Source organism: Cupriavidus sp. FW305-F7 (assembly GCF_058782875.1).
The window spans coordinates 69010-90263 of sequence record NZ_JBYSYC010000009.1; the positions used below are offsets into that span (position 1 = coordinate 69010).

Sequence of the window (21254 nt, forward strand, 5' to 3'; positions counted from 1 at the left end):
CCTTTACCGATGAAGGCCATCCGCCCATGATGACTTCAACGGTGCGGCCCCACACGACAGGCAAGACGCCGCCGATGGCACAGACCAGGAGGAGCAATGAGAGCGTTTGAATATTTCGAACCGGCAACGCTGGCGGAAGCCTCGGCCATGCTGCACCGGTGCGGCGGCAAGGCCAGCGTGCTGGCCGGCGGCACGGACCTGCTGGTCCAGATCAAGGAGTCCGTGCGCAAGCCCGAGCAGGTGATCAACATCAAGAAGATCCCCGGCATGGACGTGCTGACGTTCGACCCCGTCAACGGCCTGCGCATCGGCGCGCTGGTGACCACGCGCGCGGTGGAGACCTCAGGCTTCGTGCAGCGCCACTACGCCAGCCTGGCGAAAGCCGTGACGGACTTCGCCTCGATCCAGGTGCGCCATCGCGCCACGGTGGTGGGCAACGTCTGCCGCGCGTCGCCGTCGGCCGATTCGATCGCGCCGCTGGTGGCGGATGGTGCTTCGGTGCACCTGTATGGCCTGTCCGGCTCGCGCGAGCTGCGCGTGGAGGACTTCGTCACCGGCGTTGGCAAGACCGCCATCGCGCCGGACGAGATCGTCACCCGCATCACCGTGCCGGCGCCGCGCCCCCACACCGGCAAGGTCTTCCTCAAGCATGGCCGCCGCGTGCAGATGGAACTGGCCACCGTCGGCGTGGCGGTATCGCTGACGGTCGAGAACGGCTACTGCGCCGAGGTCGGCATCGTGCTCGCAGCGGTCGGCCCCACCCCGGTACGCGCCGTGCGTGCCGAACAGGTGTTGCGCGGCCAGCGCGTGACGGACGCGCTGATCCTGCAGGCCGCGCACGCTGCCATGGGCGAAGCGCGCCCCATCAGCGACGTGCGCGCCAGCGAAGCGTACCGGCGGCAGATGGTCAGCGTGCTGACCCGCCGCGCCCTGGAACAAGCCCTGGAGGCCGCAACATGCGAAAGATAATTGAACTCGTCATCAACGGCGAACCGCGCGAACTGGCGGTGGAACCGCACGGCACGCTGCTCGACGCCCTGCGCAACGACGCGTGCCTGACCGGCACCAAGAAGGGCTGCGACGTGGGCGAATGCGGTTCGTGCACCGTCATCATGGACGGCCAGCCGATGAATTCCTGCCTGGTGCTGGCGCCCGAAGCGCACGGCTGCCACATCACCACCATCGAAGGCGTTCAGCCCACGCCCGACACCGTGCACCCGATCCAGGAGCAGTTCATGCAGTGCGGCGCCGCGCAGTGCGGCTTCTGCACGCCGGGCTTCGTGGTGATGGCCAAGGCGCTGCTGGATGAGAACCCGCGTCCCACGCGCGACGAAATCCGCTTTGCCATTGCCGGCAATATCTGCCGCTGCACCGGCTACACCAAGATCATCGAGGCCATCGAGAGAACCGCCGAGGCCATGGACTTCGCGGGCTGCAAGACCCGCGCCAGCGAGGAGGCATGATGACCCACGCCGTGATCGGACACAGCGTCAAGCGCACCGACCTGCTCGACAAGGTCACCGGAAACGCCAGATACGTTGCCGACATGCCCTTCCCCGGCCTGCTGTTCGGCAAGATGAAGCGCTGCAACGTCGCGCACGCGAGAATCCGCCGCATCGACACCGCGCGTGCGCTGGCATTGCCGGGCGTCAAGGCCGTGCTGACCCATGAGAACGTGCCGCGCGTGCTGCACGCCGGCTCGCCCCACCCGCGCTCCGCCTCGGTGACCTGCGACCAGTACATCCTGGACGACAAGGTGCGCTACTGGGGCGAAGGCGTGGCTGCGGTGGCCGCCATCAGCGAAGAGATCGCCGAGCGCGCGGTCGAGCTGATCGAAGTCGAATATGAAACGCTGCCCGCCGTCTTCACCACCGAGGACGCCGAGCGCTCCGATGCCCCGCGCATCCACGACCGCGAACCCGGCGGCAACCTGGTACTGCCGCCGGTGATCATCAAGCGCGGCGACGTGGAAGCGGGCTTTGCCGAGGCGGACTTCATCCTCGAAGGCATCTACGAAGGCGGCCGCCCCACCCCCGCCTACATGGAGCCCAACGTCTGCACCACCAGCTGGGACGGCAACGGCAACCTGACGGTGTGGATCTCCACCCAGACCGCCTTCATGGTGCGCGGCATCATGGCCGAGGTGCTAGGCCTGCCGCTGCACAAGGTGCGCGTGCTGGTCGACCACATGGGCGGCGGCTTCGGCGCCAAGCAGGACCTGTTCCAGCAGGAGTTCCTGTGCGCGCTGCTGGCGCGCGAGACGCGCCGACCGGTGCGCATGGAATACACGCGCGAGGAAACCTTCCTCGGCGGCCGCACGCGCCATCCGGCCAGGATCTGGCTCAAGCAGGGCTTCCGCAACGACGGCACCATCACCGCGCGCCAGGCCAAAGTGGTGTTCAACTCCGGCGCCTATGGCTCGCATGGCCCGGGCGTAACCAATGTCGGCACCGCCGCCATGGTCTCGCTGTACCGCTGCGACAACGTCCTGCTGGAAGGCCGCTGCGTCTACACCAACAGCCCCATCGCCGGCGCCTTCCGCGGCTATGGCGTGGTGCAGACCTATTACGCGCTCGACGTGCAGATGGACGAGGCCGCCGAACACCTGGGCCTGGACCCCGCCGGGCTGAAGCTGAAGAACGCCGTGCGCGAAGGCGACATTGCACCGTCCAACCATCCGCTGATCGGGCACGGCCTGGAGGCCTGCATCGAGAAGGGCATGGAACTTGTCGACTGGCCCGCGCTGCGTCGCCGCCCGCGCGACACTAGCGGCCCGATCCGCACCGGCTGGGGCCTGGGCTGCGAGATGCACGGCAGCAGCGCCTATCCCGGCATCAAGGAACAAGGCAACGCCATCATCAAGATGAATGAGGATGGGACCGTGGTGCTGCTGACCGGCGCGGCCGGGCTGGGTACCGGTGCGCATACCGCCCTCGCGCAGATCGTGGCAGAAGAACTGACCCTGCCGTTCGAAGCGGTGGCGGTCGTGCACGGCGATACCGACGTCGTGCCCTGGGACATCGGCGCCTTTGCCAGCCACACCACCTATATGGTCGGCAAGGCCGCGCAGATGGCGGCGGGCGAGATCAAGCGCCAGCTGTTCGATCGCGCCGCGAAGCTGATGGAATGCGAGCCTGAGGCCCTGACGCTCACCGCCGGCGTGATCGCCGTGCGCGACCGCGACGGCCCGACCCTGACCGTGCGCGAGGCCGTGATGCCGCGCAAGGGCATCCCCGCCGCGCAGCTGGTGGGTACCGCCACCTATCACCCGACCAAGTCGTATTCATTCGCCGCGCATTTTGTCGAGGTGGCGGTCGATACCGAAACCGGCTTCATCACCGTGCAGCAGGTGGTGCCAGTGCATGACGTCGGCAAGGTGATCCACCCGGTCGCGGCCGCGGGGCAGATCGAAGGCGGCATCCAGCAAGGCATCGGCCATACGCTGTATGAGGACTACCAGATCGACATGCGCACCGGGCGCTCGCTCAACGCCAACTTCGTCGACTACAAGATGCCGCTGGCGATGGACATGCCGCCCATCCACACGGTGATCCTGGAAGCGGCCCCCGACCCCGGCGGCCCGTTCGGCGCCAAGGGCGTGGGCGAGGACCCGATCGTCGCGATCGGGCCGGCGATTGCCAATGCGGTGTTCGATGCCGTCGGCGTGCGCTTTCGGCACTACCCGATCAAGCCGGAGCAAGTGCTGCAGGCACTGGCGGAGAAGGCAGCGAAGGAAGGCGCCGCCTCATGACCCGCAAGCAACGCCTGGTGGTCGCCATCACCGGCGCCAGCGGCGCGGTGTACGGCGTGCGCATCCTGCGGGCACTGTCGACGCTGGACGGCTGGGAGACCCACCTGGTCTGCTCGCCGTCCGGCCTACTGACCGCGCACCATGAACTGGGCCTGCAGCGCCCGCAGATCGAAGCCATGGCCGACGTGGTGCACAACGTGCGCGATATCGGCGCCACCATCGCCAGCGGCTCGTTCCGCTGCGATGGCATGGTGGTGGCGCCGTGTTCCATGCGCACGCTGGCCGCTATCGCCACCGGGCTTGCCGACAACCTCGTCACCCGCGCCGCCGACGTGATGCTCAAGGAGCGCCGCCGGCTGGTGCTGCTGGCGCGCGAGACGCCCTTCCACCTGGTGCACCTGCGCAACATGACCACGGTGACCGAGATGGGCGCCATCGTGCTGCCGCCGGTGCCGGCCTTCTACACACATCCGCAGTCAGTGGACGACATCGTCAACCACACCGTGGGGCGCGTGCTGGACCTGTTCGACGTGCCGCACGACGGGTTGGTGGAACGCTGGGAAGGCTTGCGCCCCAACGTCGCTACCGCCTGAAGGGAACAAGAGAACTTTCGCCCCGCGATAGCGGGGAACGCAGTACCCAATCAGGAGACAACATGAACGCACCTGCCGTCGCACAACAGCCGCCCGTCCCGGTCACCATCCTTACCGGCTTCCTCGGCTCGGGCAAGACGACGCTGCTCAACCACATCCTGACGCAGAAGCACGGCCACCGCATCGCCGTGATCGAGAACGAGTTCGGCGAGGTCGATGTCGATTCCGACCTGGTGATGACCTCGGACGAAGAGATCTACCAGATGACCAACGGCTGCATCTGCTGCGTGGTCGATGTGCGCACCGACCTCGTGCGCATCCTGCAGAAGCTGCTGGAGCAGCCCGAGCGCTTCGACCATATCCTGGTCGAGACCAGCGGCCTGGCCGATCCCACGCCGGTGGCCGCCACCTTCTTCATGGATAACGAAGTCGCCAAGCAGGTCACGCTGGACGGCATCCTGACGCTGGTGGACGCGGTGCATATTGAAAGCCACCTCGATGATCCCCAGCTGACCGGCTTCGACAACCAGGCCGTCGACCAGATCGTGGCGGCCGACCGCGTGATCCTCAACAAGACCGACCTGGTGAACGCCGCGCAGCTCGACAGGCTGGAGGCACGCATCCACCGGCTGAACGAGGGCGCGCAGATCCTGCGTTCCAACTTTGCGCAGGTGGACCTGGGCAAGATCCTCGGCATCGGCGGCTTTACCACGGGCACGATCCAGGCAGACGCGCACGATGACCACCACGATCACGCGCACGACCACGACCATCACGACCATGTGTGCGACGAGCATTGCGACCACGTGCACGATGACGACGCGCATGGCCACCGCCATGATCCATCGGTCACGTCCGTATCGCTGGTGTTCGACCAGCCGTTCGACCGCCAGCGCCTGGAGCACGGCCTGAAGGCCCTGCTCGCGGCGCAGGGCGACGATGTGTTCCGGATGAAGGGGATCGTGGCGGTGGAGGGCGATGACCGCCGCTACGTGCTGCAAGCGGTGCACCGGCTGATGGATTTCCATCCGGCCGATGCGTGGGGCGCGGATGCCGCGCAAAGCAAATTCGTGTTTATCGGCCGGCACCTCGACAAGCTGCGCTTGCAGACGCTGCTGAAGGTCTGCCTGCCCGTGGCCCAGGCAGCCTGACGGTCCTGACCAGCAGCGGGGGCTGACTTCCCGTCAGCCCCCGCTGCCGACCCGCGCTGGCACGCGCTTGCGCAGCAAGTACCTTTGCGTCCCCTCCATGACGCAGACGTCGTTCTGGTTTCGCACCTCCGACCGCATCGCCAGCACGCCAGTCGTACGGCCGGGAACCAGCTCGGTGACGGTGAGGCGGCAGTACAATGTATCTCCAACAAAGACAGGTGCGAGGAAGCGGCTGCTCTGCTCGATAAAGCCCTTCAGGGACTCCTCGACCATATGGGGGAACAGGCCTGCCCCCGCGGCAGTCTGTATCACGACCTGGAAGCCGTGTGCCAGCATGTGCGGCATGCCGTGAGCACGGCAGTACTCAACATCGTAGTGAACCGGATGGTTGTCCCCGCTTGCCAGCTGGAACGCAGCGAACAGCGCGTCGGTCATGGTGCGGGACGGCAGATTGAAGTGCTCTCCGAGTTCGAAATCCTCAAAGTAGCGTTGCGGACAAAGTTGATAGGCATTCATGGCTTCTCCGTGTTCCTGATGGTTGGTTCCGGCGCTGGCGTGCGCAGACTTCGCTCAGTCGGCTTTCATATTCGTGGCGACGGCCACCCGCTTCCACTTCTCCAGTTCCGCGCGCAGGAATTTGTCGAGCCCCGCTGGTGTAGGCTGGGTCTCCAGCTGCAATCCGAGTTCGAAGGCTTTGCTTTGCAGGGCGGGATCGCTGAGTGCATCGCCGAGGGTCGAGACCAGCTTCTGGACAACGGCCGACGGTGTTCGGGCTGGCACGAATACCGCATTCCAGGTGTACGCCTCATAGCCTGACACGGCTTCCGCAATCGCCGGCGTCTCCTTGGTCTGCGGCAGGCGTTTTCCCATCGACGTTCCCAGCAATCGCACCGTTCCCGCGCGCACCTGCGCCAGCCCTGTCGGTGCGCTGTCGATCATGAATTCGACATGGCCACCGATAAGATCGGCCATGGCAGGCGCGCTCCCCCGATATGGGACGTGGACCGCTTTCGTTCCCGCCGTGTAGTTCAACAGTTCCCCGGCGAGATGCGGGGCACTGCCAACTCCCGCCGAACCATAGTTGACCTGACCGGGACGCGACTTCAGATACGCGATGAATTCCGGCAGTGTTTTCGCCGGAACGCCCTTGTTCACAACCAGCACCAGGGGCGCACGAGCCGCCAGCCCGACTGGCGCAAAGTCCTCGATCGTGCGATACGGCAGGCTGGCGTGAATGCTTGGGTTCACGGCATGCGCGACAGTGGTCAGCAGCAACGTATAGCCGTCCGGTGCGGCTTTCGCCGCGAGCTCGGTGCCGACTATCGTGCCGGCCCCCGACTTGTTCTCGACAACCACCGAGGTGTTCAGCTTGCGGCCCCAGCTTGCAGCCAGCGATCGGGCGAAGGTGTCCGTCGGTCCGCCAGCGGGATACGGAACGATGAGTCGGACAGGCCGCACCGGGTAGTCTGTCTGCGCCACCGAAGGGGACGCACAGGCCAGGAGTGTCGCGGCACTGCCCAGCGCGCTGGCGATCCTGCGCAAGAGTATGGTCATGTTGGTCTCCGATTCTTTTTTGCGTAGCACAGCGGTAGCTGCGGTGACGAACCGAAATATAGAATCGGACCCTACGAGGACACCAGTCGAAAGCTCCTGGGGTGTCGTTAGAATTTTTCTAAGCACCCCGGGAACTGTCGGCCAACGGAGACAAGCGTGCGTTTCGAACTCACCGATCTGCGAGTATTCCTCGCCATTGCGCAGGCCAAGAGTGTGACGGCAGGAGCGTCAGATATGCATTTGACGGCGCCTTCGGCCAGCTACCGCCTCAAGAACCTCGAACAGGCGATGGGCGTCCCGTTGTTCAACAGGACGCAGAAGGGCATGGCCCTGACGCCGGCGGGCGAGACAGTACTGCGCTATGCCGAGGCAATCATGGAGAACGTCGAACGCCTGCAGTCGGAGATGCGGCGCCATACCGACGGCATTGAAGGGCATATCCGTGTCTACGCGAACAGTAGCACCATGGCCAGCCTGCCCGCGGCACTTAGCAGGTTCCTGGCGGCGTACCCGAATGTCAATGTCGATCTGGAGGAGCACCTCAGCGAGGACAGCGTGCGGGCCGTGATCGAGGACCGTGCCGACGTCGGACTGGTGGCCGGCGCGATCGACATGCGGGGCCTGGAGTTCATTCGATACGGCGTCGATGAGCTGATGTTCGTGGTTCCGGCACGCCACCAGTCAGGGTTGCTCGACAAGATGTCCCTTGCACAGGCGTTGGCGTACGACCTGGTATCCGTCGGCAGCAAAAGCAGCAATTTCCTCTTCCTCAATGACATGGCCGCGCGTGCCGGCATCAAGCCACGCGTTCGCGTGCATGCACCCGACTTTGCCGCGGCCATGCGTTGCGTACAGGAAGGCGCCGGCATCTCGCTCGTGCCACGTTCCGTAGCGGGTCCCTTGATTGAGCAAGGGGTGGTGGAAGGGGTCACCCTGGATGAGCCATGGGCCCGGCGCGAGCAGCGGATTGTCGTGCGGAGCCAGAAGGCGCTCCCGGCCTATACGCGCGACTTTATCCGCTATGTCGCCGAATGGGGCGCACCGGACGCCGCGCCGTAAGGCCACGCAAGCGGCCAGTTTCGAAGACTTCGAAGCCGCCTTAGGAATTCTCGACTGTTCGGGAGAAGAGGACCGTTCCTATACTTTGTCGTCCGGCCCGTGTGCCACCAGGTCCCTTCATTCCCCCTCCATGAAACCCAACCTACGCCCCCTTGATGGCATCACCGTTCTGGCGCTTGAGCACGCTGTAGCGGCACCCTTTGCCAGCCGCCAGCTCGCCGACCTCGGCGCCCGCGTCATCAAGGTGGAACGCCCGGTCGTCGGCGATTTCGCCCGCGACTATGATCATTCAGTGCACGGCCAGTCGTCGTTCTTTATCTGGGCAAATCGCGGCAAGGAAAGCCTCACGCTCGATCTCAAGAAGCCCGAGGCCAAGGCGATCGTGCACAAGCTGCTCGCCAAAGCGGACGTGTTCATCCAGAACCTGGCGCCGGGCGCCGCCCAACGCATGGGGCTGGACTTCGAGTCATTGCATGCTGACTATCCTGAGCTGATCGTTTGCGATATCTCAGGATATGGTGACAGCGGGCCATACCGCGACAAGAAGGCCTATGACCTGTTGATCCAGGCCGCTGCGGGCCTGATCTCGGTAACCGGTTCGGAACCTGCGCCGTCGCGCACCGGCATTTCCATCGCGGACATTGCCGCTGGCATGTACGCCTATACCGGCATCCTGTCCGCCTTGCTGCAACGCGCACGGACTGGCGCCGGCCTCAGGGTTGAAGTCACCATGCTCGAGGCGTTGAGCGAATGGATGTCATATCCCCTGAACTTCGCTCACTATGGCGGCACGCCGCCGGCACGCAACGGCGTTGCGCATCCGGGTATCGCCCCCTATGGCCAGTACCAGACCGGCGATGGGGCCAGCGTCATCTTCGGGCTGCAGAATGAACGGGAATGGGAGCGCTTCTGCACCGAGGTGCTGGAGGACCCGGCCCTGGCGGCGGATGCCCGCTTCAACTCCAATCTCCAACGCGTAGCCAATCGCGCGGCGCTGGACCAGGAGATCGCCAATCATCTTCGGTCCATGACCCGGGAGCAGCTGGTCAAGCGGCTCGATCGCGGAGGCATTGCCAACTCGCCCCTGAACGACATGCATGATGTGTGGCAGCACGCGCAATTCGCCGCACGCAATCGCTGGCGGGAAGTCCAGACGCCGGGTGGCGCCATCCAGGCACTTCTGCCGCCTGCAACGCTGTCGGGCGTACCGGCTGCCATGGGGAATGTGCCGGCAGTCGGCGAGCACTCCGCCCTTGTCCTGAAGTCACTCGGCATGAACGAGGCAGAGATCGAAGCCCTGGCGGCCGCGGGCACGATCTGAGTGCTGAAGGTCAGGCTGCTGGTGGCGCCGGCAGCCAGATGGTACTGGGCAACAGAGGGCTGGCTCGCCCTCAGCCCCCCTGCTCCGCTGCCGCCCGCAAGGTCTGTGACGGCAGCTCGCCAAACTCGCGCCGGTACTCGCGCGAGAACAGGCTCAGGTGCGTAAAGCCGTGCCGCAGCGCAATCGCGCTGACCATCCCCTTCTCTTGCCGCGCCCGTTGCAGGTCGGCGCGTGCGCCATGCAGGCGCAGCAGACGCAGGTACTCCATCGGCGTGGTGTTCTTGCTCTTGCGAAAGCCCAGCTGCAAGGTGCGCGCCGATACGCCGCAATGTGTGGCGATCTGCTCCAGCGTCAGCGGCTGGTCAAGATTGGCGCGCAGGTAGGCGATGGCATTGCGCACATAGTCCGGCAGCACCGCCTCGAACCGGCGCGGCAGCATATTGCCGTCCGCAGCAAAGCGGTCGAGCAGCAGTGTCGACAGCACGATGCGCTCGATGCTGCCATCCACCGCCGGCACGCCGCTGCCTTCGCGCCGCACCCGCGTTTCCGCGCGCAGATAGCTCACAAGCGCCTGCCAGCGCGCGGCACGGCCATCGTCCGCCACCGGCTGCATGTCGAATTCAATCGGCACCGGCGGTTCGAAGCTGAACTGCTGGCGGAACGCCTCGTCGATCAGCTGCCGGCGGATCACCACGCTGAAGCGCTCGCAGCCAGGGTCCAGCGACAACGTGGCCGGCACGGTGGGCGAGAACACAAAGGTCGCCCCCGGCGACATCAGCATCGCACCGCGCGGGGTCTCCACGCGGCACGTACCCGCCAGCACGGTCTGGATCACGAACTCATCCTTGTTGGGCTGCGGCTCGATCTGCACTGCCTGGTTATAGGCAATGGTGACCAGCGTCAGCCGGCCGATGGTGCTGGTGTCGATACGGGCATCGAGCGCCGCTTCGGCTTCGGTCGCGCGCAGCCGCGTAGGGCCGAACACGCGGCCGGAAAGCGACTGGATGCGATCCAGGTCACCGCCGCGGCTGACTGGCGAGCGGGAGGCTGCAGCAAACCATCCTGCGCTGGGTGACATGGCGTTGGGAAAGTGGTGGAAAGAGCCGGAAATACGTCTTCGCTTCCAGCGCATTCGGATAGCAATGAAGGAGCGCATCCATCCTATGACCACCCCCGCCCTCACGCAACCCAAGGGAAACCCCTGATGTCCCAGGCGCGCATTTTGCAAACGCGATTGCGGTCCGGTGCCAGGGCCTTCGCAATAACGCTATGACGGCCTCCCGTGCATCACTACTGTGCAAGGCATGCGTCGGCCATGCGCCGCGCATGGCACCGTGACGGACCGAGCCCGGCAACCACAGACCGGGCCAGCCGCCGCCGGCATGGCGCACTTTCCCCCAGCACGCGGCAGGAGACAACATCATGCAAGCAGCGGTTCACCCCGTCGACCAGATCCTGCCGGCACGCGCCATGGCGTCGCTCGGCTTCCAGCACATGCTGGTCAGTTATCTCGGCGCCATTGCGGTGCCGATGATCGTGGCCGGCGCGCTCAAGATGACGCCGGCGCAGACCACCATGCTGATCAGCACCGCGCTGTTCACCTCCGGCATCGCCACCCTGCTGCAGACCGTCGGCTTCTGGAAGTTCGGCGTGCGCCTGCCGCTGATGCAGGGCGTGGCCTTCAGCTCAGTGGGCCCCGTCATCGCCATCGGCACCGATCCGTCGCTGGGCTTCAACGGCGTCTGCGGCGCCATCATCGCCGCGGGCGTGATCGCGATGTTCCTTGCGCCCATCATCGGCAAGCTCAAGCGCTTCTTTCCGCCGGTGGTCAGTGGTTGCACCATCACCGCGGTGGGCCTGTCGCTGTTCCCGGTTTCGTTTCACTGGTTTGGAGGCGGAAGGGGGGCGTCGGATTTCGGCGCCCCCATCTTTTTCATCGTCGCCTTCGGCGTAGTGGCACTGATCCTGTTCATCAACCGGCACGGGGGCGAGCTGATCCGCAACCTGTCCGTCGTGATTGGCCTGCTGGTCGGCGGCGCGGTGGCGTGGATGCTGGGCATGGGCAGCTTCGATGAAGTCGCGCGCGCGCCGTGGTTCACCATGGTGACGCCTTTTGCCTTTGGCATGCCCACCTTCAACGTGGGCGCCATCACCACCATGGTGATCGTGATGGTGGTGCAGATGGTGGAATCGATGGGGCTGTTCATCGCCGTCGGTGACATCGTCAAGCGCCCCCTGACCGAGCGCGACGCCACCCGCGGCCTGCGCGCCAACGGCCTGGCCAGCGCCATCGGCGGCATGTTCGCGGCCTTCCCGTATATCGCGTTCATGGAGAACGTGGGGCTGGTCATCGTCACCGGCGTGCGCAGCCGCTGGGTGGTCGCCACCTGCGGCGCGATGCTGTGCGCCGTGGCGCTGGTGCCCAAGATCGGCGCGTTGTTTGCCTCGATCCCGGCCGCCGCGCTGGGCGGCGCCACCATGGTCATGTTCGGCGTAGTCGTGGCCGCCGGCATCAAGACGCTGGGCGAGGTCGAATACGAGCGCAACCCCAACAACCTCTCCATCGTCTCCATCACGCTCGGCTGCGCGATGATGCCCGTGATGCTGCCCGGCATGCTGGAGAAGCTGCCCGGCTTCCTGCAGCCCTTTGTCCACAGCAGCGTGATCATCGCCTGTGTGGTCTCCGTGGTCCTCAACCTGATTCTCAACGGCGTGCCCGCTCGTGAAGCCGACGAGCTGCCCGCCAGTGCCGACAACGTCCAAGGGGTCTGAAACATGGTGCAGAACACCAACGCCACCACCAACGCGCCCGCCGGCGACCTGCTGATCCGCAACGCCGCTGCCGTCATGACCGGCCGCACCGGCCATGACGCGCGAGCGGGCGCCGCCGACATCCGCATCCGCGACGGCCGCATCGCCGAGATCGGCGCCAGCCTGCAGCGCCACGACGGCGAAGCGGCACTCGACGCCACCGGTTGCGTGGTCTACCCAGGCTGGGTCAACACCCACCACCACCTGTTCCAGAACCTGCTCAAGGCCGTACCCAGCGGCATGAACGTGGGGCTGGAACAATGGCTGGCCTCCGTCGCCTACCCGCGCCTGGCGCGCTTCACGCCGGAGATCTTCCGCACCGCCGTGCGGCTGGGCATGGCCGAGCTGCTGCTGTCCGGCACCACCACATGCGCCGATCATCACTACCTCTACCACCACGGCCACGGCGCGGAGACTGGCGACGTGCTGTTCGAAGTAGCGGAAGAGCTTGGCATGCGCCTGGTGCTGTGCCGCGGTGGTGCCATTCAGTCAGCCTCAGATCATCCGGGTATGCGCGTCACCGCGCTGGTGCCCGAGACGCTGGACGAAATGCTGGCCGATATCGAACGGCTGAAGGCCCGCTATCACGATGCCTCCGCGGATGGCCTGCGGCGCGTGGTAGTCGCGCCGACCACGCCGACCTTCTCCCTGCCGCCGGCACTGCTGCGCGAGCTGGCCGCCTTCGGTCGCGGCATGGACCTGCGGCTGCATTCGCACCTGTCGGAGACCGACAACTACGTGAAGTTCTGCCGCGAGAAGTACCAGTGCACGCCGGTGCAGTTCGTGGCCGACCACGACTGGCTGGGGCCTGACGTCTGGTTCGCGCACCTGGTCACCGTGAATCCCGAAGAGATCCGCATGCTCGCCGTGACCAACACCGGCATGGCGCACTGCCCCGTCAGCAATGCGCGGCTCGGCAGCGGTATTGCGCCAGTGCGCGCGATGGCCGATGCGGGCGTGCCGATCTCACTGGGCGTGGATGGGGTGGCATCCAACGAGTCGGGCAGCATGGTGCATGAAGCCAACTTCGCGTGGCTGGTGCACCGGGCGCTGGGCGGGGCCGCGCAAACCCGCGTGGAAGAGGTCATCCACTGGGGCACCGCAGGCGGTGCGCAGGTCCTGGGGCTGCCAGGGATCGGCACGCTCGCGACGGGGCAGTCGGCCGACCTCGCGATCTATGACGTCAGCGGGCTGCGGTTCCATGGCTTCCACGACATCGGCACGGCACCGGTGGCGGCTGGCGAGCCTACGCCGGTGCGGGACGTGCTGGTGCGCGGGCGTCAGGTCGTGCGCGATGGCGCGATCGTGGGACTGGATCTGGAGAAGCTGCGTCGGGAGGCTCGGGAGGCATTGGTGACGCTGGTGGATTGAGGGTGGTTTAGGCGTTTGGCTATTTGCTGGCGGGCGGAGGTCGGGCAGGATGCGGCGTCCGTATTGGAATGCGAAGTGTCTTATCGAGTCGAGCGCCACGACGCGGGAGACTGGGGCTGTCATCGAACAACGGTGACCGAGTGTGGAAACTCGAAGGCCAAAGCCGGACCGGTCGTACTTGACGATCGGTCCCGCCCATACGAGCAAGCCATCCTGCAATGGCGGGCCGGGCGAGGTAGCCGCAAGGCTGACCGGCATTGGCTTTGGCACCGGTTTTCCACCCTCGCTGTCAGGCCCGCCGCCCTCCTCTTATGTCGCGCGGCGGACCTTCATCCAACGGTAGGAGGTCCTATGTCGGAAGTCGATCTATCCACGGCGCGGTACAGTCTTGAGACGGTGGCAACAGGTATGGAAGGGGTGCTTGTGCTGCTGGAACAGCATAGCGAGCAGTCGGAGGCCTGCTTTAGTGCGTTTTGTTTGTTGGGGTTGGTGAAGGCGCAGCTGGAGAGTTTGTTGGCAGAGGATTCAGCCGCTTGATCCGGACGCCTTCGGTTGACGACGCATTGCGTCGTCAACCTGAGCAAGCTTGTAATGCTTACTTTGCCGCAGCCTTCACCTGATCACCGGTATAGCTCAGCGACGCCAGCTCTTCCTTCGCCTTCTCAGGCGTTTCCAGCTCCAGCACCACGCGGCCCACCATCAGCCCCAGCGACGGGGAGCTGCGCACGTACTTCGTCTCGCCGGCATCCAGCATGAAGCTGAGCGTCTTCTCGGTTTCGGTCGAAGCCGCCGCGACATACTTGCCAGCCGTGCGGTCCACGAAGAAGAAACCGCCGGGCTTGGATTCGCCCACGACCTGGCTATTCAGGCGAATATCTGGCTGGATGGCCGCCCCGAACATCGACGCCGAACGCAGGAAATAGATCCGGCCCTCGCCCGGCTTCAGCGTGGGCATCGATGCCGCCATCTCGGCGTGCTTCACGCCCGAAGCGCATCCCGCCAGCAGCGACGACACCGCCAGTCCGGCGATCAGCATGCGCGCAATCCGTTTCATTCCGATTCTCCCAAGTTCAAAGGTACTGCTGTCGTTAGCGGGGAGTAGTTCTGCTCCCCAGGCAGATAGAAGCCCACCAGCGTCTTGTTGCGAACGACCAGGTAGGCCTCGTGAACATGGCGGCCCTCGATTGTGAGAATGGTGCCGACGGGGCGGTAGACATCGCCTTGCGGGAGGCGCCCGACCTGCGACCAGGTCGACTTGGCAGCGAGGTCTCGGGAATAGCCGGTGTCGAGCTTGACCTGTGCCGGCGCCAGAAGCTGAACGCGCTTGGCCGTGGCGGCTGGCTGCATGAGCTCCACCGTTGCCGGGGTGGTCGCGATCATTGGGGCGCAGGCGGAGAGTGCCAGGCTAAAGCCTGTGGCGAGCCACAGGCGGCGGGCGCGGAAAGAGAAGGCGGTCATGGCTGGAACCCTCGGGTGTATGGCTCGCAGCCTGTGTGGCTGCGCCCCACAGCAATTGCGCCAGTCGGCACGATGCGGCGCCATTGGCACTTTCCCTTGGCGCCGGCCGGGTTGTCTTCTGAGGCTAATTACGACACTGGGGCGGACATGCTTAATACAAGGCGGCACCCTACAGGAGGAGGGTGCCGCGGGAATTCTCCAGCAAGCTAACACAAATAGAAATCGTCTCCAGCCGAGTCTGGCTGCGGCTACGGAATTCCGCTCAATCCCCCTTGAAACCCGACGCCTTGATCACCGGGGTCCACCGTGCCGAGAGCGCGCTCGCATACCTGGCAACCTCATCAGAAGTGCCGCCCGGCAAGATGTCATAGCCAGCGCGCGCCAGCTTCTCGCGCACATCCGGCATGGCCAGCACCTTGCGCACGGCCTGATACCACTGCGTTGTCACGTCGGGCGGCGTGTTGGCGCGGACGTAAAGCAGATAGCGCGACGACGTCACCAGGTTGGGAAAGCCAGACTCCGCAAAGGTAGGCACATCCGGCAAGGCATCGGCGCGCTTTTCCCCTGCCACGGCCAGCACGCGAAGCTTGCCGCCGCGATGCAGCTCGGTGAAGGTCGTAATGGCGTCCATGCCCGCCGCGACCTGGTTACCCATTATTTCCGTCACCATCGCCGCGCCACCGCGATACGGCACCAGCGTACTGCCGGTGCGGGACTGGCTGACGAACTCCACGGCAAGGAAATGCAGCAGCGAGCCAACCGTGCTGATGCCGATCGAATAGTCAGCCGGCTTGGCCCTGGCGGCCTTGACGAAGTCGGCCAGTGTCTTGATGGGTGAGCTGGCGCTGACCGCGATACCGAACTGGACGCCCGTCACATCGGTGATCGCCGTGAAATCGGTGGCGGGGTTGAAGCGCATATTGCTGTAGATCAGCGGCCCGATGAACATTGGATCGACGGGGGCCAGCAGCACGGTGGTGCCGTCGGCCGGCGCGTTCTTCAGGAATTCGGCCGCCACGCGCGTCCCGGCACCGGGCCGGTTGTCGACGATGACGGTGCGGCCCATTGTGTCTTTCAGCTTCTCGGACAGCAGGCGGCCCATGTAATCGGCCGGCCCTCCCGGCGGGAACGGCACGATGATGCGCGATACGGTCTGCCCCCATGCGGTCCTGGAGAGCAGGCCACCGGTACACAGGGCGGCGGCGGTGCCGGCCAGCATGGCGCGGCGCGACAGCCGCGGGGCGTAAGCAGGTTTGCGTTCGTTCATGGGAAGCTCCTGGGACTAGATGCCGGTTTGCACGTCGGTGAAAGGGGTAAAACGCGTCGCGTCTTCAATGGCCTGGCCGGCGCGCAGCAACAGGTCTTCCCGGAAGCGCCATGCCATCAGCTGCACGCCGACCGGCACGCCGCCGGCCATGCCCGTCGGCACGGACAGCCCCGGCATGCCGAGCATCGCCGTTGCCAGCATGGGGCTCTGTGCGTCCAGCAAGGCCCGGTTCTCTTCTGGCGTGCGGATATCCGCGTCTTGCACGCTCGGGCGCTGCCACGACACCGGCATCAGCACCAGCGGATAGGTTTGCATGAACAGCGACCAGCTTCGTGCGATCGCCTGGCGCCGCGCCAGGGCATCCAGAAAGCCATCGCGATCGGTTTCCTGCATCCCGTCCAGCATGTTGCGCTGGCTTTGCCGCATGGCCTCGTCGCCATGCTGGTCAACGCCTGCGATGATGTTGCGGCGGCTGTCGTCGACCGTCAGCGTGCGCCAGAGCGCTGCCGCTTCCATGAAATCAGGCAGGCTGGCTTCCTCGACGGCGTAGCCCGCTTGCTGCAGCCATTGCGCGGCACTGTCCAGCGCTGCGCTGACCGCGGGATCGACGGGAATGCCCGGACAACGCCGGAACAGCGCGACGCGTATCGGTCCCGGCGGCAACGGCAGTTCCAGCGGCACCGGCACCCATGCCGGGTCGCGCCCGTCATAACGGGCCATGGCGTGGTAGCCGAGCCGCAGGTCGGCAATGCTGCGCGCAAGCGGCCCCTGCACGGACATGAGTTGTGGCGTGATGCTGCGCTCGGCAGTGGCCGACGGGTTGTACGCGGGCACCCGCCCCGTCGTCGGCCGCAAGCCGACGACACCGCAGGCATAGGCCGGATAGCGAATGGAGCCGCCGATATCATTGCCATGCGCCAGCGCTCCCATGCCGGAAGCGACCGCGGACGCGGCACCGCCGCTGGACCCACCGGGCGTGATATCCGCATCCCACGGGTTCAGCGTGCGCCCATGCAGGCCGTTGTCGGTAAACCAGCGCGAGGAATAGGTAGCCGTATTGCTGCGTCCGACGATGATGGCCCCGGCACTGCGCAGGTTTGCGACCACGGGGGCATCCTCACGCGCGATGTTGTGCTTCAGCGGGATCACGCCGTTGGTGGTGGCATGGCCCGCCTGGTCGACATTGATCTTGATCGTGACCGGCACGCCATGGAGCGGCCCCAGTTCTGCGCCCTCGGCGACCTGGCGGTCTGCAACATCCGCGCTGGCCAGCGCCTCTTCTGCCAGCACCTCCGGCAACGCATTCAGACGAAGGTTAAGGGCGTCGATGCGGGCCAGCACGCTGGCCGTGACCTCGCGGCAGGAAATCTCGCGCCGCCGCACGGCATCGGCAATATCGACGGCGCTCCAGCGCCAAAGCAAATCAGCAGGTTTCACGTCAAGGCTCCCAGGATTCAGGCAATAGGAATCCCACCCGCCGTGTCGGATGCGACGATGGCGGTTGGGTGTGCAGAAAAGGGGGGACGCTAGCGCGTCAGGGGATCAGTCGCCCGGGCTCATCAGCAAGCTCCCGCGGTCCACCCGGGATTCGGCCTCCAGGGCCAGGGATTCGGCATGCTCCATGTGCTCCTGCATCAGGGCACGCGCACGCTCCGGGTCGCGCGACCGGAAGGCTTCGATCAGCGCGTTGTGGCTGTGGAAGATCTCTTCATCAAAGTCGTCGAAATCATCCTGCGCATTCCGTACCACGATGACGCGGCGGATGATGTCGTTGAGCAGGCGGCAGAACAACGCCAGCATCGGGCTGCTGCAGGCGTCGGCCAGGCGGTCGTGGAACAGCAGGTCGGCTTCGCGCCGCTCGTTCCAGTCCGTGCTGCCGCCATGTTCCGGGTGGCTCAGCCCGACCAGGGCTTCCAGATCGGCGATATCGGCATCGGTCAGGCGCAAGGCGGCGTTGGCTGCCAGCTCCGGCTCAACCGCGCGGCGCAGGGCGTACAGCGTGACGATGTCGACCGACTGGAAGTACAGGAAGTTGGACACTGCCTCCAGGCATCGCTCATAAGGCGGCTGCGTCAGAGTGGCACCGCCGTTCGGCCCCGTGCTGACCTTGACCAGCCCCTGCGCCTGCAGCGAGGCAAGCGCCTCACGCACCGTCCCGCGTGCGACGCCCATCTGTTCGATCAACGCTGCTTCCTGCGGCAGCTTGTCTCCGACATTCTGGTGCGTCTGCACGATCCAGCGCTTGATATCGTTGACTACCTGGTCCGAACGCTTCACGCGTCTGCTGCCCTCTATCTGAGGAGTGGGCTTGGAGTCCATCGCTTCGTATTTATGATCATAATTACTATGATTATGGTGAAGGACTGGGCTTTTCCTATGCGGGTATTCCCGGCGGCGGGGCGAAAAGCTGATCAGGTCGCAGCATGTCGGGGGACATGGAGGTGTCGGACCTGCCGACATTCGCACTATCCGGGCGCACACCGGCGAACGAAATCCGTCGATTCGGCCCATGGGGCTGGAGAGGCGCTTTGCAGTGGCCTATACCTGAGGCAAGCCAACCATCGTGATCACGAGGTATCCCATGCACCACGCCCTCCCGCCCAACGACGACCCCAACGCCATGGCCTACTGGCGCGCGCGCCGCATGGTGCGTGCCCTGCGCGGCTGGTACATCCACCTGCTGGTCTACGCTGTCGTCAATGGCTGGCTGTGGTTCCGCTTTTTCTACTTTCCCTCGCCGCGGTGGTCGCACTATGCCAGCACCGGCTGGCCGTGGCCGCTGACCACCACCCTGGCCTGGGGCCTGGCGCTGGCGGTGCATGGGTTGCTGGTCTGGACGCGGCTGTCACGCCGCGGACGTGACTGGGAACAGCGCAAGATCCAGGAATTCATGGATCGCCAGTGAATCCCTCAGCCGGCGGCGCAGTGGCGCCGCTGGCTGCCTTACATCTGCCGGAAACGATGCATGTAGGCGCGCGATACCGGCAGTTCGGCTTCGCTGTCGCGCATCCGGACAAAAAGCCGTCCCGACTCATCGCGGCGCGTGCCGGCCACGTATTCCATGTTGACGATGGACGAGCGGTGGATCTGCCAGAACACCTCGGGATCGAGGCCGGCAATCAACTCCGCCAGCGGTGTGCGGATCAGGTGTTCGCCATCGCGGGTATGCACGACCACATACTTGTCGTCGCTCTGGAAATACATCACCTCCTGGATCGGCACGTGGCTGGTGGTATTGCCACGGCTGGCGCGTACCCAGCGCAACTGGCCACCGGTTTCCGCGCGCGGCTGGGCGCGCGTGAGCTGGTTCAGTAGCTGTGCCAGTTCCGGCAAAGGCGCCGCTTCCTGCAACGCCTTGCGCAGCCGCTCGATGGTGCGGCCGAGCCGTTCCTCGCTGACCGGCTTGACCAGGTAGTCAACTGCCGCGCGCTCGAACGCATCGAGCGCGAACTCGTCATAGGCCGTGATGAACACCAGCCGCGTATCGGTTTCAATCCCTTGCGCCACCTCCAGGCCGGACAGGCCGGGCATCTTGATGTCGAGGAAGGCTACGCTCGGCGACAACCGTGCGATGGCGTCGGCAGCTTCGATGCCGTTGGTCGCCTCGGCAACGATCTGCAGTTCCGGCCAAAGGCGTTCCAGCTTGCCGCGCAGATATGCGCGCAGGTGCTCTTCATCGTCGGCAATCAGGGCGGTGGGCGTCATAGGGCGTCTCCGTTTCAGGATGCACGCGGCAGCGGGATTTCAATCAGCACGGCGGTGCCGGGCGAGCGTTCTTCAATGCGTACCTGGGCGTCACCGTCATAGAGCACAGCCAGCCGTTCACGCAGGTTCGAAAGCCCGACGCCGGCGCCGGCCGAGGGGCGAAAGCCCATGCCATCGTCCTCGATGGTTGCGAGCATGCGCGGGCCGCGCCGCTCAAGCCGGACCAGCAGCCGCCCGCCTTCGATCTTGGGCTCCAGCCCATGCTTGATCGCATTCTCGACCACGGGCTGCAGCAGCATCGGCGCCAGCGGCATCGATTCGAGTTCGGGTTCGACATCGACCGAGTAGTGCAGCCGGTCCCCCATGCGGATGCGGATCAGCGCCAGATAGTCTCGCAGCAGCTTCGCCTCCTGCGCCACCGTGCCTTGCGTGGCGCGGCTGGCTGCAAGCGATGCACGCAGGTAGGCGATGAAATGCTCCAGCATGAGCGTGGCCTTCTGCGGCGCTGGCTCGATCAGGCTGACCACGTTGGCCAGCGTGTTGAACAGGAAGTGCGGTTCGATCTGGGCCTGCAGCAGGCGCATGCGGGCTTCGACCAGCTGCTTCTCCGTCGACAGCGTGCGCACCTGTTCCTGCGCCATGTATTGCGCGATCTTACGTTCTTCCCACTGCCGCCCGAGCAGGCCGACGCGCCCCCAGGTCATCACGCCGTGAATCGCCAGGCCGATGCCCCAGCCCATGAGCGGCCCACCGGACCACGGCCGATGCGGCGATCCCACCAGATGGAAGCCGATCAGCAATGCATTGACCGCCACGTAGACCATGGCGTGCATATAGAAGAAGCGCAGCGCGCGCACGCGGCGGCGGGCGTCTTCGTAGGCGCGCTGCTCTGGGGCGGATCGCCAGATGCGGGAGTCTGGGGAGTGCACGGGCGGGTGGCTGGGGGCGGAGATAGCGGGAGGTTACCACTGCGATCCGGGCTCTGACATGGGGGTGGCGGGAATCGACGGATCGGCGGCGCGGATCGCCGGAAAGCAGGCGCAGACCGCTTGGCAGCCCCCCGGAGCCGCCGGCTCGCCAGTGTCGCCAACCAGCAAATCACCAAAACTACCGAAATAGCCACCGTTACCGTTTTGTGCCTACAATTGCCCCATAACAAACCTGCCTGACCGCCGTCGCACCGGGTCCGCGGCACCAACCGTGGTCAGCGCAG

General features: G+C 65.4%; 21 protein-coding genes. 11 read left to right on the forward strand and 10 right to left on the reverse strand.

Annotated elements, in window-relative coordinates; translation table 11 throughout:
• Positions 1 to 96: 96 nt before the first annotated feature.
• The 5 genes from AC3WL8_RS10715 to AC3WL8_RS10735 all read left to right on the forward strand — a co-directional run bounded on the left by AC3WL8_RS10715 (position 97) and on the right by AC3WL8_RS10735 (position 5495).
• Positions 97 to 969, forward strand: a complete 873-nt coding sequence (locus AC3WL8_RS10715; RefSeq protein WP_492378263.1) for an FAD binding domain-containing protein — start codon at positions 97 to 99, stop codon at positions 967 to 969.
• Positions 957 to 1463: a (2Fe-2S)-binding protein gene (locus AC3WL8_RS10720; RefSeq protein ID WP_153955443.1), complete on the forward strand. Its 507-nt coding sequence runs from the start codon at positions 957 to 959 to the stop codon at positions 1461 to 1463. The genes AC3WL8_RS10715 and AC3WL8_RS10720 overlap by 13 nt, the downstream gene beginning before the upstream one ends.
• Entirely contained in the window at positions 1463 to 3751 is a 2289-nt protein-coding gene (locus AC3WL8_RS10725; RefSeq protein WP_153955469.1) for a xanthine dehydrogenase family protein molybdopterin-binding subunit, read from the forward strand. The genes AC3WL8_RS10720 and AC3WL8_RS10725 overlap by 1 nt, the downstream gene beginning before the upstream one ends.
• Positions 3748 to 4344, forward strand: a complete 597-nt coding sequence (locus AC3WL8_RS10730; RefSeq protein ID WP_153955442.1) for a UbiX family flavin prenyltransferase — start codon at positions 3748 to 3750, stop codon at positions 4342 to 4344. The genes AC3WL8_RS10725 and AC3WL8_RS10730 overlap by 4 nt, the downstream gene beginning before the upstream one ends.
• Positions 4345 to 4406: 62 nt before the next feature.
• Positions 4407 to 5495, forward strand: coding sequence for a CobW family GTP-binding protein (locus AC3WL8_RS10735; RefSeq protein WP_153955441.1), 1089 nt, complete (start codon positions 4407 to 4409; stop codon positions 5493 to 5495).
• A 33-nt stretch (positions 5496 to 5528) separates the two neighbouring features.
• Here AC3WL8_RS10735 and AC3WL8_RS10740 read toward each other — a convergent pair whose 3' ends face one another.
• Positions 5529 to 6011, reverse strand: a complete 483-nt coding sequence (locus AC3WL8_RS10740; RefSeq protein WP_153955440.1) for a MaoC family dehydratase — start codon at positions 6009 to 6011, stop codon at positions 5529 to 5531.
• A 54-nt stretch (positions 6012 to 6065) separates the two neighbouring features.
• Positions 6066 to 7049 carry a tripartite tricarboxylate transporter substrate binding protein gene (locus AC3WL8_RS10745; protein WP_194946878.1) on the reverse strand — a complete coding sequence of 328 codons (984 nt, stop codon included), beginning with the start codon at positions 7047 to 7049 and terminating at the stop codon, positions 6066 to 6068.
• Positions 7050 to 7205: 156 nt separating this feature from the next.
• Here AC3WL8_RS10745 and AC3WL8_RS10750 point away from each other — a divergent pair, with 156 nt between their 5' ends.
• Both AC3WL8_RS10750 and AC3WL8_RS10755 read left to right on the forward strand, forming a co-directional pair.
• Entirely contained in the window at positions 7206 to 8108 is a 903-nt protein-coding gene (locus AC3WL8_RS10750; RefSeq protein WP_249678668.1) for a LysR family transcriptional regulator, read from the forward strand.
• Positions 8109 to 8238: 130 nt separating this feature from the next.
• Complete coding sequence (locus AC3WL8_RS10755) at positions 8239 to 9429, forward strand: CaiB/BaiF CoA transferase family protein (protein WP_153955466.1); 1191 nt, start codon at positions 8239 to 8241, stop codon at positions 9427 to 9429.
• Between the two features lie 70 nt (positions 9430 to 9499).
• On the opposite strand, the gene AC3WL8_RS10760 is transcribed toward AC3WL8_RS10755, so the two are convergent.
• On the reverse strand, positions 9500 to 10507 hold the full coding sequence (locus AC3WL8_RS10760) for an AraC family transcriptional regulator (protein ID WP_153955439.1): 1008 nt from the start codon (positions 10505 to 10507) through the stop codon (positions 9500 to 9502).
• A gap of 344 nt (positions 10508 to 10851) precedes the next feature.
• Here AC3WL8_RS10760 and AC3WL8_RS10765 point away from each other — a divergent pair, with 344 nt between their 5' ends.
• The 3 genes from AC3WL8_RS10765 (at position 10852) to AC3WL8_RS10775 (ending at position 14148) form a co-directional block, all read left to right on the forward strand.
• Positions 10852 to 12201, forward strand: coding sequence for a nucleobase:cation symporter-2 family protein (locus tag AC3WL8_RS10765; protein ID WP_153955438.1), 1350 nt, complete (start codon positions 10852 to 10854; stop codon positions 12199 to 12201).
• A 3-nt stretch (positions 12202 to 12204) separates the two neighbouring features.
• Complete coding sequence (locus AC3WL8_RS10770) at positions 12205 to 13611, forward strand: amidohydrolase family protein (RefSeq protein ID WP_153955437.1); 1407 nt, start codon at positions 12205 to 12207, stop codon at positions 13609 to 13611.
• Positions 13612 to 13962: 351 nt separating this feature from the next.
• Positions 13963 to 14148, forward strand: a complete 186-nt coding sequence (locus AC3WL8_RS10775) for a DUF1484 family protein (RefSeq protein ID WP_211980358.1) — start codon at positions 13963 to 13965, stop codon at positions 14146 to 14148.
• 58 nt (positions 14149 to 14206) lie between these two features.
• Here the strand turns inward: AC3WL8_RS10775 and AC3WL8_RS10780 are convergent, their stop codons facing one another.
• From AC3WL8_RS10780 to AC3WL8_RS10800, 5 genes are all read right to left on the reverse strand, one after another.
• The gene (locus tag AC3WL8_RS10780) at positions 14207 to 14665 is read right to left on the reverse strand and encodes a DUF2846 domain-containing protein (RefSeq protein ID WP_013958156.1); all 459 of its coding nucleotides are present in this window, start codon (positions 14663 to 14665) and stop codon (positions 14207 to 14209) included.
• Entirely contained in the window at positions 14662 to 15069 is a 408-nt protein-coding gene (locus AC3WL8_RS10785) for a hypothetical protein (protein ID WP_153955133.1), read from the reverse strand. The genes AC3WL8_RS10780 and AC3WL8_RS10785 overlap by 4 nt, the downstream gene beginning before the upstream one ends.
• 262 nt (positions 15070 to 15331) lie before the next feature.
• Complete coding sequence (locus AC3WL8_RS10790) at positions 15332 to 16336, reverse strand: Bug family tripartite tricarboxylate transporter substrate binding protein (protein WP_153955132.1); 1005 nt, start codon at positions 16334 to 16336, stop codon at positions 15332 to 15334.
• A gap of 15 nt (positions 16337 to 16351) precedes the next feature.
• Entirely contained in the window at positions 16352 to 17773 is a 1422-nt protein-coding gene (locus AC3WL8_RS10795) for an amidase family protein (protein WP_492378264.1), read from the reverse strand.
• 105 nt (positions 17774 to 17878) lie between these two features.
• Positions 17879 to 18613 carry a FadR/GntR family transcriptional regulator gene (locus AC3WL8_RS10800; RefSeq protein ID WP_238553008.1) on the reverse strand — a complete coding sequence of 245 codons (735 nt, stop codon included), beginning with the start codon at positions 18611 to 18613 and terminating at the stop codon, positions 17879 to 17881.
• A 304-nt stretch (positions 18614 to 18917) separates the two neighbouring features.
• Between AC3WL8_RS10800 and AC3WL8_RS10805 the strand changes: the two genes are divergently transcribed.
• Positions 18918 to 19241 (forward strand): 2TM domain-containing protein, encoded by a 324-nt coding sequence (locus AC3WL8_RS10805; RefSeq protein WP_013958161.1) that lies wholly within the window; start codon positions 18918 to 18920, stop codon positions 19239 to 19241.
• 38 nt (positions 19242 to 19279) lie between these two features.
• Here the strand turns inward: AC3WL8_RS10805 and AC3WL8_RS10810 are convergent, their stop codons facing one another.
• Both AC3WL8_RS10810 and AC3WL8_RS10815 read right to left on the reverse strand, forming a co-directional pair.
• Positions 19280 to 20041 carry a LytR/AlgR family response regulator transcription factor gene (locus AC3WL8_RS10810; RefSeq protein WP_153955129.1) on the reverse strand — a complete coding sequence of 254 codons (762 nt, stop codon included), beginning with the start codon at positions 20039 to 20041 and terminating at the stop codon, positions 19280 to 19282.
• Positions 20042 to 20055: 14 nt separating this feature from the next.
• Positions 20056 to 20970: a sensor histidine kinase gene (locus AC3WL8_RS10815; RefSeq protein WP_249678798.1), complete on the reverse strand. Its 915-nt coding sequence runs from the start codon at positions 20968 to 20970 to the stop codon at positions 20056 to 20058.
• Positions 20971 to 21254 lie beyond the last annotated feature (284 nt).

Coding starts and splice junctions, on each gene's coding strand:
- AC3WL8_RS10715 (WP_492378263.1), top strand. CDS start 97: ATGAGAGCGTTTGAATATTTCGAACCGGCAACGCTGGCGGAAGCCTCG.
- AC3WL8_RS10720 (WP_153955443.1), top strand. CDS start 957: ATGCGAAAGATAATTGAACTCGTCATCAACGGCGAACCGCGCGAACTG.
- AC3WL8_RS10725 (WP_153955469.1), top strand. CDS start 1,463: ATGACCCACGCCGTGATCGGACACAGCGTCAAGCGCACCGACCTGCTC.
- AC3WL8_RS10730 (WP_153955442.1), top strand. CDS start 3,748: ATGACCCGCAAGCAACGCCTGGTGGTCGCCATCACCGGCGCCAGCGGC.
- AC3WL8_RS10735 (WP_153955441.1), top strand. CDS start 4,407: ATGAACGCACCTGCCGTCGCACAACAGCCGCCCGTCCCGGTCACCATC.
- AC3WL8_RS10740 (WP_153955440.1), bottom strand. CDS start 6,011: ATGAATGCCTATCAACTTTGTCCGCAACGCTACTTTGAGGATTTCGAA.
- AC3WL8_RS10745 (WP_194946878.1), bottom strand. CDS start 7,049: ATGACCATACTCTTGCGCAGGATCGCCAGCGCGCTGGGCAGTGCCGCG.
- AC3WL8_RS10755 (WP_153955466.1), top strand. CDS start 8,239: ATGAAACCCAACCTACGCCCCCTTGATGGCATCACCGTTCTGGCGCTT.
- AC3WL8_RS10760 (WP_153955439.1), bottom strand. CDS start 10,507: ATGTCACCCAGCGCAGGATGGTTTGCTGCAGCCTCCCGCTCGCCAGTC.
- AC3WL8_RS10765 (WP_153955438.1), top strand. CDS start 10,852: ATGCAAGCAGCGGTTCACCCCGTCGACCAGATCCTGCCGGCACGCGCC.
- AC3WL8_RS10770 (WP_153955437.1), top strand. CDS start 12,205: ATGGTGCAGAACACCAACGCCACCACCAACGCGCCCGCCGGCGACCTG.
- AC3WL8_RS10775 (WP_211980358.1), top strand. CDS start 13,963: ATGTCGGAAGTCGATCTATCCACGGCGCGGTACAGTCTTGAGACGGTG.
- AC3WL8_RS10780 (WP_013958156.1), bottom strand. CDS start 14,665: ATGAAACGGATTGCGCGCATGCTGATCGCCGGACTGGCGGTGTCGTCG.
- AC3WL8_RS10785 (WP_153955133.1), bottom strand. CDS start 15,069: ATGACCGCCTTCTCTTTCCGCGCCCGCCGCCTGTGGCTCGCCACAGGC.
- AC3WL8_RS10790 (WP_153955132.1), bottom strand. CDS start 16,336: ATGAACGAACGCAAACCTGCTTACGCCCCGCGGCTGTCGCGCCGCGCC.
- AC3WL8_RS10805 (WP_013958161.1), top strand. CDS start 18,918: ATGCACCACGCCCTCCCGCCCAACGACGACCCCAACGCCATGGCCTAC.
- AC3WL8_RS10810 (WP_153955129.1), bottom strand. CDS start 20,041: ATGACGCCCACCGCCCTGATTGCCGACGATGAAGAGCACCTGCGCGCA.